Source organism: Bacillus sp. FSL R7-0646, from assembly GCF_037969865.1.
GTDB classification, from domain to species: Bacteria; Bacillota; Bacilli; order Bacillales; family Bacillaceae; genus Bacillus; species Bacillus licheniformis.
In genome coordinates this window covers 3,034,559-3,046,522 of record NZ_CP150217.1, presented here as the reverse complement: position 1 = coordinate 3,046,522, position 11,964 = coordinate 3,034,559, and the positions used below count along the sequence as shown (strand labels likewise).

At 46.6% G+C, this 11,964-nt stretch carries 11 protein-coding genes; 10 read left to right on the top strand and 1 reads right to left on the bottom strand.

Going from position 1 to position 11,964, the window contains the following annotated elements:
• From MKY62_RS15800 to MKY62_RS15785, 4 genes are all read left to right on the top strand, one after another.
• Window positions 1-888 (top strand): acetylxylan esterase, encoded by an 888-nt coding sequence (locus MKY62_RS15800; RefSeq protein WP_003184538.1) that lies wholly within the window; start codon window positions 1-3, stop codon window positions 886-888.
• Window positions 889-905: 17 nt separating this feature from the next.
• Window positions 906-1,670, top strand: a complete 765-nt coding sequence (locus tag MKY62_RS15795) for an NAD(P)-dependent oxidoreductase (protein WP_003184536.1) — start codon at window positions 906-908, stop codon at window positions 1,668-1,670.
• Between the two features lie 146 nt (window positions 1,671-1,816).
• The gene (locus MKY62_RS15790; protein ID WP_171003035.1) at window positions 1,817-2,689 is read left to right on the top strand and encodes a carbohydrate ABC transporter permease; all 873 of its coding nucleotides are present in this window, start codon (window positions 1,817-1,819) and stop codon (window positions 2,687-2,689) included.
• Window positions 2,690-2,705: 16 nt separating this feature from the next.
• A complete protein-coding gene (locus MKY62_RS15785; protein WP_003184532.1) occupies window positions 2,706-4,211 on the top strand; it encodes an extracellular solute-binding protein in 1,506 nt (501 codons plus the stop codon).
• 233 nt (window positions 4,212-4,444) lie between these two features.
• Here the strand turns inward: MKY62_RS15785 and MKY62_RS15780 are convergent, their stop codons facing one another.
• Window positions 4,445-6,754, bottom strand: coding sequence for a helix-turn-helix domain-containing protein (locus MKY62_RS15780; RefSeq protein ID WP_003184530.1), 2,310 nt, complete (start codon window positions 6,752-6,754; stop codon window positions 4,445-4,447).
• A gap of 215 nt (window positions 6,755-6,969) precedes the next feature.
• On the opposite strand from MKY62_RS15780, the gene MKY62_RS15775 reads away from it, so the two are divergent.
• Genes MKY62_RS15775 through MKY62_RS15750 form a run of 6 tightly spaced genes read left to right on the top strand, consistent with a single transcriptional unit; the run spans window position 6,970 to window position 11,933 of the window.
• Window positions 6,970-7,935: a sugar ABC transporter permease gene (locus MKY62_RS15775; RefSeq protein WP_003184527.1), complete on the top strand. Its 966-nt coding sequence runs from the start codon at window positions 6,970-6,972 to the stop codon at window positions 7,933-7,935.
• A gap of 28 nt (window positions 7,936-7,963) precedes the next feature.
• Entirely contained in the window at window positions 7,964-9,085 is a 1,122-nt protein-coding gene (locus MKY62_RS15770) for a glycoside hydrolase family 105 protein (RefSeq protein ID WP_003184524.1), read from the top strand.
• Window positions 9,082-9,576 carry a hypothetical protein gene (locus MKY62_RS15765; RefSeq protein WP_003184522.1) on the top strand — a complete coding sequence of 165 codons (495 nt, stop codon included), beginning with the start codon at window positions 9,082-9,084 and terminating at the stop codon, window positions 9,574-9,576. The genes MKY62_RS15770 and MKY62_RS15765 overlap by 4 nt, the downstream gene beginning before the upstream one ends.
• 19 nt (window positions 9,577-9,595) lie before the next feature.
• Complete coding sequence (locus tag MKY62_RS15760) at window positions 9,596-10,873, top strand: Gfo/Idh/MocA family oxidoreductase (RefSeq protein WP_003184520.1); 1,278 nt, start codon at window positions 9,596-9,598, stop codon at window positions 10,871-10,873.
• 16 nt (window positions 10,874-10,889) lie between these two features.
• Complete coding sequence (locus MKY62_RS15755) at window positions 10,890-11,537, top strand: YesL family protein (protein WP_003184518.1); 648 nt, start codon at window positions 10,890-10,892, stop codon at window positions 11,535-11,537.
• A gap of 36 nt (window positions 11,538-11,573) precedes the next feature.
• Entirely contained in the window at window positions 11,574-11,933 is a 360-nt protein-coding gene (locus MKY62_RS15750) for a DUF1992 domain-containing protein (protein ID WP_003184516.1), read from the top strand.
• Window positions 11,934-11,964 lie beyond the last annotated feature (31 nt).

The window sequence follows — 11,964 nt, the reverse complement described above, 5'->3', positions numbered from 1 at the left end:
ATGCGCAGTCAACTTTTCAAACTGCTCGGCGATTTGCCGGGGAAAAAAAGCATTGATGCGAGCACTCTTAAAATCGAAGAAAAGTCATCTTTTATTCTCGAAACGCTTTTGCTTGATTTAAACGGAATTGAAGCGGTGCCGGCCTATTTTGCAAAACCGAAACAGATGAACGGCAAGCGGCCGGCCGTGCTTTACTGTCATTCACACGGAGGGCGCTACGAAAGGGGAAAGGAGGAGCTGGTTGAAGGAGCGGAGTACTTGCAAGCGCCGCCGTTCGCCGAGGAATTGACGGCTTTGGGATTCTCCGTGCTTGCGATTGATCATTGGGCTTTCGGAGACAGGCGGGGCAAAACGGAGAGTGAGATATTTAAAGAAATGCTTTGGACAGGGCGGGTGATGTGGGGAATGATGGTTTTCGACAGCATCAGAGCCATCGATTATCTGAAAATGAGGGAGGACATAGACGAAAGCCGCATCGCTTCACTCGGCATGTCGATGGGAGGTCTGATGGCCTGGTGGACCGCTGCATTGGATGAGCGGGTCAGCGTATGCGTTGATATATGCGCTCAGGTGGACAGCGAAACATTAATCAAGACGCAGAATTTGGACCGCCACAATCTCTATTCTTATGTTCCAGGGCTGGTCAAACACTTTTCAACCGCTCAAATCGAAAGCTTGATCGCTCCAAGGCCTCATTTAAGCCTGGTCGGAACCGCAGATAAACTGACGCCGGTTCAAGGGATTGACATTATTGAAGAAAAGCTGTCCGATGTGTATATAGAAAAAGGCGCAGGTGAACGCTATGAAGTGTTTCGTTCTCATTCAGGGCACCTCGAGACAGCCGGAATGAGGCATAAAGCGGTCGGTTTCTTAAAAACATGGCTGTAAAACAGGAGGCGATAACCGTGAAAAAGGTGACGATCGTCGGAGGGAACGGCACGGTCGGCCGCGTATTAGCGGGCGGATTGGCAGGCGAAGGGTATGAGGTGACAGTGCTGGATTTAAAAGAACCGGATGACAAACAGGCTGTCCGTTTTATCCGGGTGGATGCGACAGATTACAACGAAGTCGTCAAAAGCATTCCTGCACAGACGAATGCGCTGATCAATCTTTTGGCTGTAAAGCCGTCGGGCGATTTGCTTGACCGGCAGGAGTTTGCGAAAATGACGGATATCTTTTTTAAAGCGACATATACGATTTTGCGGGCGGCGGCGGAGCTCGGCGTGCCGAAAGTGGTATTTGCCAGCAGCAACCATGTGACAGATGTATATGAAAAGGGCGGCGATTCTCTGTTGGGGAGGCAGATCAACACAAATGACTACCCGCAGTCCAAAAGCTTGTACGGCTTGCTAAAATTGGCGTCCGAAAATCTCGGCTACCTTTTCTCGCACCAATTAGACGCCAAGGTTTCCGTCATCAATCTGCGGATCGGGACAGCTGCTGAAAATGAGCTAGAAACGCTGCACGCAAAACCGAGAAGCAAAAAAACGCTTTTATCCCACCCCGACCTCATCGGAATCTTTAAAGCCGCTATCGAATCCGGCAAAACATATGGTACATATTATGCTGTCAGCGACAATAAGGGGCGGCCGTGGTCGATCGATTCCGCCATTCGGGAACTGGGGTACAGGCCGCAAGTCAGCGCCTCTGACATCCTTGATGAAGACTGACGTATCATCTTCTAAGGTGATGATCTTTTTCTCCGCTTTCCTGCTCCTGCTTAAAAAATGATTATAGACGCTCTCCTTTCTGTCTGCTACATTTTAGACACGATATCGTAATATTTTGACAGCGCTTACAAGGAGGGGGAATAACGATCAGGCATTCTGCTGGAAGCCGCGTGTTTGACATATTGAATTATTCATTTTTAACAGGGTTCGGATTGGTTTGTGTGCTGCCGTTCATCCACGTTATTGCAGCCTCTTTTGCGACAGTCGAGGAGGTTATTTCGAAAAAGTTTATTTTAATACCGACGACTTTTTCGCTGGATGCGTACAGGTATATTTTTTCAACTGACATTGTGTACAGGAGCTTAATCGTTTCTATTCTTGTCACAGCCGTAGGGACGGCGGTCAGCATGTTTCTTTCCTCTTTAATGGCATACGGGCTGTCGAGAAAGGAGCTGATGGGAAGGCGCGTCCTGATGTTCTTGGTCGTGTTCACGATGCTGTTCAGCGGAGGGATGATCCCGACCTTTCTCGTCGTAAAATCGCTCGGATTGCTCGATACCTATTGGTCTCTGATTCTTCCGACCGCCATCAATGCGTTTAACTTGATTATTTTAAAGAACTTTTTTCAAAACATACCGTCAAGCCTCGAGGAATCCGCCAAAATCGACGGCTGCAATGACATCGGCATCTTCTTCCGCATCATTCTTCCGTTGTCTTTGCCGGCGATCGCGACGATTTCGCTGTTTTACGCCGTCACCTATTGGAATACGTACATGCAGGCGATTCTGTACTTGAGCGATGCGACAAAATGGCCGATACAAGTTTTGCTTCGCCAGATTGTCATCGTATCAAGCGGTATGCAAGGGGATATGACGGAAATGGGAGCAGCCGCGGCGCCGCCGGAACAAACGATCAAAATGGCGGTCATTGTCGTTGCAACCATACCTGTGCTGCTCGTGTATCCGTTTATTCAAAAACACTTTGCAAAAGGCGCTCTTTTAGGGTCAATTAAAGGATAAAAACGGAGGGGACAATATGGGGAAAAAATGGCTGATCCCGATTTTTGCGTTCGTGCTTTTGGCCGGCGGACTGCTTGGCTGTTCGAACAGCGGAGCAGACCAGGCTTCTTCGAAGGAGGAGAAAGTCGATTTGAACTCGCCTTTGGACTTGAGCTGGATGGTGATCCTTTACCATCAGCAGCCGCCGAAGGACACGGCGATTAAAAAAATCGAGGAACTCACCAATACTAAGCTCGATTTAATGTGGGTGCCTGATGCGGTAAAAGAGGACCGTTTAAACTCAGCGCTCGCCGCCGGAAACCTGCCGAAAGTCGTCACCATTCAGGACATTAAAAATTCATCTGTCATGAATGCATTCAGATCGGGGATGTTTTGGGAAGTCGGACCTTATTTAAAGGATTATCCGAATTTAAGCAAGATGAACAAGCTGATCAATAAAAACGCTTCAATCGACGGAAAGCTTTATGGCATCTACAGGGAGCGCCCGTTATCAAGACAGGGGATCGTCATCCGTAAAGACTGGCTTGACAACCTTGGACTCGATATGCCGAAGACAGTTGATGAACTTTACGAAACAGCGAAGGCATTTACAGAAAAAGATCCTGATCAAAACGGGAAAAACGATACGATCGGCTTTGCCGACAGAAACGATTTGATCTACGGCGCCTTTAAAACATTGGGGTCCTATATGGGCATGCCGACTGATTGGGAGGAAAAAGACGGCAAGTTCACGCCTGACTTCATGACAAAAGAGTACATGGATACGATGAAATATATGAAAAAGCTGTATGATGAAGGGCTGATCAACAAAGACTTTCCGGTGACGAGCAAAACGCAGCAGCAAGAAATGTTTTCACAAGGGAAGGCCGGCATTTATGTCGGAAATATGGTTGATGCCGTCAATCTAAGAGACCAGTCTGTCGATGATAAAATGGAACTTGAGATCATCAATCGGATCAAAGGGCCGGACGGAAAGGAACGCGTCTGGGCATCAGGCGGGCATAACGGAATCTTTGCCTTCCCGAAAACTAGCGTCAAAACAGAAAAAGAGCTGAAGAGGATTCTGGCCTTTTTCGACCGGATCGCCGAAGAGGATGTTTACAGTCTGATGACATACGGGATCGAAGGCGTTCACTATAAAAAAGAAGGGAATAAACAATTCAAACGGATCGACGAGAAACTGAAAGACTGGCAGGCGGAAATTCAGCCGCTCGTTTCTCTCGTCGGCATTGATAAGCAATATTTGAAAAATACGGGCGATCCGCTCCGCACAAAATATGAAGAGCTGACAGAGGACAATAACGAAATCATCGTCTCAAACCCGGCCGAAAGCCTGTACTCACCGGCCGCATCTGAAAGAGGCGATGAACTGCAAAAGATCATTGATGATGCCACATACCAATTCATTCTCGGCAAAATCAATGAAAGCCAGTTCGAGAAAGCGGTTGAAAAATGGCGCACGAACGGCGGAAATCAAGTCATAGAAGAATATGAGGAGTCATTTAAAAAAGCAGAAAAATAGAAGACAATCCCGGGGAGCCGGGATTGTCAGCGTGTCGACAAACCCTCGCATTCGTTGTCAGGCCTGCGCGTCGGTGCTCACGAATTCCAACATTCGCTGCGCTCCGATGCTCGGCCTTCCTAGACTGCAAGGGTTTTCATTCACGCTGAAAGGATGACAAAATCCCAAAACTAAAAGTCGTTTTGGGATTTTGTCAACAATGTAGACAATCCCGAGGAGCCGGGATTGTCTTTTTATGCCGAATGGTTTTTCAGCTCGCGGTATTTGCCGGGTGTGATTCCTTCCAGCTTTTTAAATGAACGGATGAAATTCTGCGGATTTTTGTATTTCAGTTTTTCGGAAATTTCTTTTACGGACATAGTCGTTTCCGTCAGCCAGTTTTTCGCGATATGATGCCTGTATGATGACAAGTATTCGCTGAACGATATTTTCATTTCCTTCCTGAAGATGCTGCTTAAATAATTGGGGTTGTAATGAAGCCTTCCTGCGATCGATTCGAGCGTCAAGTCCGTGTCGAATTCCTGCTGGATAATATGGACGATTTTTTCTGAGATGTTTTTGTATTGCGATTCTTCTCTGATGCTGAGTGTATCGATCATTTTAATGATAATCTGCGCGTTCAGCCAGCTTTCAATTTCCTCGATGGTCGTCAGCTCAAAGACGTCGTCGTACAGCATCGTATTTTCGTTCGGTTCAAAAATCTCGATTCCGAGCAAATGCATAAATTCAATCAAGTTGTTCAACAGCCTTGCAATCGCAATCTGGCAGTGATGCGGATTCATGTTTTCAGAACAAATCGACTCAAGAAGAAGGTGAAGCTGTTCGGCCGCTTGTTTACGGTTGCACGTTTTAATGGCTTCAAACAGTTCATTTTGAATCTGCTTCGGAAACTGGGTTAAAAACGCTTTGTTGCGGTCAAGGTGTTCATAGAAAATCACCGCGTGTTTTCCGGATTTCAGACGGTATGTCAGTGCTTCAAGCCCTTCCAAATAACCGCGCTTTGACATTGCAAGACTTGTAAATGGCTGGCTGATGCCGATGCTGACGAACAACCCAAGCTCTTCATGAATTTTATCCTTAATGGCTGATGCGGTATGCTCTAAGTCTTCCTGAAACCTTTCCAGCGGCTGTCCGCGATTCAGCATGATGATGGTCTGCGTTTTATCAATGACAACCGGCGGAAGGCGCTTATTCTTGGGCACAGATCGTTCGACAAGGCTGTTGATCGCAAACAGCAGGACATCAAGATCCTTTTTTTCGTATGATGTGTCTTTCAATGTATCAATTTGCAGTGTGAATACCGACAGATGGCTCCAATCTTCAGGGAAGCCGAGCCCAGTAAAGCGGTCTTTGATTTCTTCTTCGCTCAGCTTGCCGAGCAATAGCCTTGTTAAAAAATACTGCTTCAGCTGGGTGACCTGCTGTTCGACGCGCACCTTCAGATCATGGTTTTTATTTTTCATTTCTTTAATGTTCCGTTCAATCAGTTCAAATTCGTTTTTCGGTTTCTCTTGGACGGAATCGGCTCCTGGAGGAAAGCCGGAGACGGATTCGTATAAAACCTTGATCGGCCTGTAAAAATGGCGTGAACCAAACCAGGAGAATAAATATGAAAGCGTTAACAAAATGAGGCAGATCGTAAACGTGAACCAGCCGATTGATGCCGTCTGCTGATAGAGTTCCGGAATGGTCGTTAACGAAACGTATATCCAATTATTATAATCTGATTTCTGGTATGTAATGTTATAGGCGGTGTCGCTGACTGTTGTATCAAACTGGCCGTTTTTTTCTTGGTGCCGGCGGATCGTTTTGAAGTAATTTTCTTGTTTGATCGATTGCCCGATCATTGACGGGTCTGAGTGAAGGATGATCCGTCCGTTGTCATCAAGCACCATCATGCTGTTTGTTTTTGAATGATCCGGCATGCGCTTGACAAGCGAACAAGAAGGAATGCTCGCGATCGCAAGGCCTCTGTTTTCCATGCTGTTCAGGGGAAGCTGTTTGACCAGATTGACGTTGTACAGGCAGTTTCCCGAAGCCCCTTCTTTTGTGGCGACAAGGCCGTTGTTTTTTTCAAGCACCCAGCTGGAACGGCTTTTTAAAGCGTTGTAAAGCGAGAGCGTGATGGCTTGTTTTCCCTGATCTAAAGGGTATAAACCGGAGTTGTTGATATACCACTTTTTTTCTTGGCTGATCAGCGTGATATCCGACAGATCGGTATCGAATGTCTGGAGTTCGTTTAATTCCTTGTTGATTTGGTTATACAGCTGAAAGCGTTCTGGTGTAATGGTGCGGCTGAGCGTCTGAATTAAAGGATAGGAACGGACGTAATTGGTGAAGGAATGGTCAACCGTTTTTAAAATATGTTCAATATTTAGCTGTGTCTGGCTAACGGTTTGGAGCTTTTCGTTTGTAACGTTTTGTTCAATCGTTTCCGCTGATCTCTGATAGGAAAAAAAGCCGACGATGATGACCGGAATGGTGCTCAGAATGAGAAAGAAGGTCACCAGTTTATAGTAAAACTTATATTGTTTTCTCTTCATAAATTCCCCCCCAACAAATCTTCGTTTGAGTTGTTCATATATAATTAATCCGACTTTTGTGTGAATTTGTCAATAATCATTTTCTAACCATCGTTTCATTTTATTAGGTTTTGCCGGCTGCCGGGCGAGGTGCGGCCGATGTGATGATATGATTGTAGATTTATTTTTTCATGGTGGGATAAAGTGAAAGCAAACATCACGAAGGGAGGCCGTTTATGAAAGCAGCCGATGTCCAGACCGGAAAAAATCCGGCCCTTGTTGTTGGAAAAAAACGAAAGACGCGTTTTTGGGAAAAGCTTCTCCAGCAAAAATATTTATATTTGATGATTTTGCCGGGACTGATTTATTTTTTGCTTTTTAAGTATGTGCCGATGTGGGGGATTGTCATAGCGTTTCAGGATTACCAGCCGTTTCTCGGCATAACGGGGAGCGAATGGGTGGGCTTTAAGCATTTTGAAAGGCTGTTTACCGAACCGACGTTTTTTATGCTGTTGAAGAATACATTGATTTTGTTTTTTCTCAACCTTGTTGTATTCTTTCCGATACCGATTATTTTGGCGCTTTTATTGAATGAAGTCAGAGTCGCATTGTTCAAAAAGTTTGTCCAGACGCTGATCTATATTCCGCATTTTATGTCATGGGTCATTGTGGTATCGCTTTCTTTCGTCCTGTTGACTGTTGACGGAGGATTGATCAATGAGATTATCGCCTACTTCGGCGGAGAAAAGATCAATTTTTTGCTGAATGAAAGCTGGTTCAGGCCGATGTACATTCTTCAGGTCATCTGGAGGGAAGCCGGCTGGTCGACGATCATCTATTTGGCGGCGATTACAGCTGTCGATCCGCAGCTTTACGAAGCGGCGAAAATGGACGGGGCCAATCGCCTGAGGAGGATGTGGCATGTCACACTTCCCGCGATCAGAAGCGTCATCGTCGTTTTGCTGATCTTGAAAATCGGCGATACGCTCGAACTCGGCTTTGAGCATGTGTATCTGCTTTTGAATGCAACGAACCGCGAAGTGGCCGAAATCTTTGATACGTATGTATACACGGCCGGGTTAAAGCAGGGACAGTTCAGCTACAGTACAGCCGTCGGTTTATTTAAAGCAGCTGTCGGTCTCATTCTTGTCGTATTTGCAAACAGGATGGCGAAGAAATTTGGAGAAGAAGGGATATATTAATATTTTTTGATGAAAGGAATTGAATGACATGAATCAATCTCTCATCACAAAATCGCCTCTTTACATTGCTGAAGAAGCGGCCAAAACAATAATGAAAGCGTATACACCGAAAGAGCTGCCACCGGCCGGGCGCTGGCACTACCATCAGGGCGTATTTCTGTGCGGCCTGATTCGCCTTTGGGAAGAAACGGGGAAAGAAGCATACTTCAAATATGTAAAAGAATATGCCGATGATCTCATCGATGACTGCGGCAATTTTTATTTCAGGAGGGATGAGCTGGACGCTATACAAGCCGGACTTCTCCTTTATCCTTTGTACGAGGAGACGGTCGATGAACGCTACCGCAAAGCTGCAAAAAAGCTGAGGGGCCTTTTTGAAACGCTGAATCAAACAGAAGAAGGCGGTTTTTGGCATAAAGATAAATACCCTTACCAAATGTGGCTTGACGGGTTGTACATGGGAGGGCCTTTCGCACTCAAGTATGCAAGGGCGTTCAATGAGCCTGAACTTTACGATAAGGTCATCCTCGAGGAAAAACTAATGAGAAAGCATACGAAAGACTGCAGGACGGGATTATATTATCACGCGTGGGATGAAAAGAGGCAGATGCCTTGGGCCGACCCCGTCTCAGGCTGTTCTCCAGAATTTTGGGGAAGGTCAATCGGCTGGTACGCGCTTGCACTGAGCGACATGATCGAACTGCTCCCGCAGGGGCATAGCACAAGACAGGAGTGGACCCGGACGCTTCAAGAGATGGTCAAAAGCATTGCTGATTTTCAAGATGAAAGCACAGGGCTATGGCACCAGGTTGTCGATAAAGGCGGACTTCCGGACAATTGGCTCGAAAGCTCCTGCTCGTGTTTGTATATGTACGCGATGGCCAAAGGGGCTCGCATGGGCTATATTGATTCATCATATATTGATAGAGCGGCAAAGGCTTTCAAAGGACTCGTCGAAGAAAAAATCGAGATGAGCGCAAAAGAAGGCTTGCTTTTAAAAGATATCTGCGTCGGAACTTCTGCAGGGACATACGATTATTATGTCGGACGGGAAAAAAGCACCAACGATCTTCACGGTGTCGGCGCCTTGGTTATGGCTCTTGTAGAACTTGAAAAGACCGGCCGTTTTTCCTGCGGGGAAGCGAAGTGAAAAACTTCGCTTTCTCCGTCCTTCTAATAGCAGCAGTGCTTCTTCTTACCTCATGCGGAAAGGATGGTAGCCGGGGAACAGACGTATTGATTTTTTCGGATGCACCGGCTGAAGTAAAGGAAAACGTGCAGCGCGCTGTCGGGAAAGAACAGCTCAACATCACCGTTTTCCCGGCAACCCCGGAAAAACTCCTTGTTGAAATTGCGGCGAAAGAAGGAGATCTGTTTATCGTTCCAGAAGACATGTTTAAACCTTTTTACGATCCTGAAGGACTTCAGCCATTGAATGCTGCTTCGGAAGAAAAAGAGCCGTACAGCGCTCCGGGCAAAAACGGGGAAGTACAGCTGTATGCGGCTGTCATCGAAAAAGGAGAAAAACGTTTGAACGGCTATACGGTTCAGTTGAATACAGATATGGCAGCTTTCATACCGGTTTATGCGAAGAAAACCCCTGAAGCGACGGAACTCATCGAAGCGCTTCAAGCAAAATGAATGAAAGGGGGAGGAGCCGATGAAAAAATATGCGATATGCGGTCTGAGCGGCCGCGCTTTTAACATGTTTATCGAGCCTCTGGTGGGAAAATACGGGAAAGAAAACCGCATCGCTGCGCTCTTGGACATCGATCCGCTGAGGGAGGAAGTCTGCAAAGAAAGGTTTCCGGCGCTTCGCCCCGTCCCGTTTTTCGAAGAGAAAGCGTTTACCGAAATGCTTGACAAAATCAAGCCGGACGCCATTATTGTAGCAGGCCGTGATGATACGCATGTCCGCTATATATTGGGCGCTTTACGGGCAGATATTGACGTGATCACTGAAAAGCCGATGGTGACAACGGCACGGGATGCGGCAGCCGTGTTAAAAGCCGAAGCCGAGAGCAAAGGAAAAGTGACCGTTACGTTTAACTATCGCTACAATCCGTACCACCGCAAGATCAAAGAGCTGATACTTGACGGAAAGCTTGGCACGATTACGTCGGTTGATTTGAACTGGTACATCGATACGTATCACGGCGCAAGCTATTTTAAACGCTGGAACAGGATGAGAGCATTCTCAGGCGGTCTTTCCGTCCATAAGTCAACCCATCATTTCGATCTTGTCAATTGGTGGCTTGATCAAACGCCCAGCGAGGTTTTTGCCTACGGCGGTCTGTACTACTACGGACCCGGCGGCGAAATGAATCCTGAAAAAGGGGAAAACCGCTATTGCGGAACATGCCATGTCAAGAAGAAATGCCGCTATTATATGAGGTGGCAGGCAGGCGACCCGCAGGACGACCATGTCAAGACCAATGAAAGCCAGCATCTGCTCTATACCGATTACAGGCCTGACGCGTGTATTTTCGATGAAGAAATCGACATCGAGGATACGTATGCAGCCGTTTTGAAATACGGCAAAGGGGCGCTGCTGAATTACTCCGTTCATTTTTCAGCCCCGTATGAAGGCTACCGGCTTGCAATCAACGGGACAATGGGAAGGCTTGAAACACAGGAATATCATGCTCCGGCAAGAGTCCCATTTGAAGTTCCCGAACAGACCATCGATTATTATCCGCTGTTTGAATCGAAAGAAACGATTCGCGTCGTCAGGCAGCCCGGCGGGCATGGCGGAGGAGACCCGCTGCTTTTGGAGGAGCTGTTTGGCGGAGGAGACCCTTTGAGGAATTACGACATTCTGGCCGGTGCCGAAGCAGGCGCCTATTCAATTGCAGCCGGCGAGGCATTGTGGCGCTCCATCAAAGAAAAAAAGCCGATAGGAATCAGTGAACTTCTGCATACCCGGCAATATACATAAAGGGGGAGAGAAATTCATGGAACAAAACGTCTCCATGGGAAGGGTGCTGAGCTTTTGTGAATGGGTGCTGAAGTTTTTTTACGCCAATCTGCTGTGGTTTGTTTTTACTATGCTCGGCCTTGGCGTCTTCGGGTTTATGCCGGCGACGACTGCATTGTTTTCAGTGACGAGAAAATGGATCATGGGCAAAACCGATATTCCGATATTCAAAACGTTCTGGCAGGCGTACCGCGGCGAGTTTTTTCGTTCCAACGCCATCGGTCTCATTCTGGCGGCGGCCGGCATCATCATTTATGTAGATCTTGCTTTTATTTATCCGGATCATCTCCTATTGCACGTTCTCCGGTTCGTCATTATGGTTTTTGGATTTTTGTTTTTGATCATGCTGTTTTATATGTTCCCGCTGCTCGCCCATTTCGATTGGAAGAAGCGAATGTATTTCAAGTTTTCGCTGATTCTGGGCATATCGTATTTGCAGTATACATTAACGATGATGGCGGTCACTGCAATGCTTTATATCGCTTTTGCGTTTCTGCCCGGGATCGTTCCTTTTTTCAGTGCCAGTCTGCTTAGTTATGCGGTTATGTGGCTGGCATATCAAGTGTTGAAAAAAGCGGAAGCCGCAGAACAGAAGGAAACCGTCATAACGACAAGACACACTTAATCCTTTGTTTTAGGTGTGTGAAAGGAGCTGGCCCATATGGGTGAAGAATTTGAAAAACGATATCTTTACTGGATTGATGAAGCCGTGAAGGAGAGCGAAAAGAAAGACGATTTCAAGTCCCTCCCCGGTTATGGAAAACCGCTCAGCAAAGAGATGCTCGAGGGGGATGCGCTTTCGTCAACCCTTAAAAACGCCCGATATCTGCCGGAATGGCTGAAGCTGCAAAAGGAAATTAAACAAGAGATTGAAAAAGCGATCAAATCGAATCAGCGCGAAACGCTGATTGATGCCATCAACCAAAAAATTAAAAAATACAACCTCACCTGTCCGAACCAATTCCAAAAAGGCCTTGTTTCAGCCAAAAACCTCGAAAGTCAGCTCAAATATTGGAGCTGATGCCATTCCCTGCACTTATTCATAAAAATAA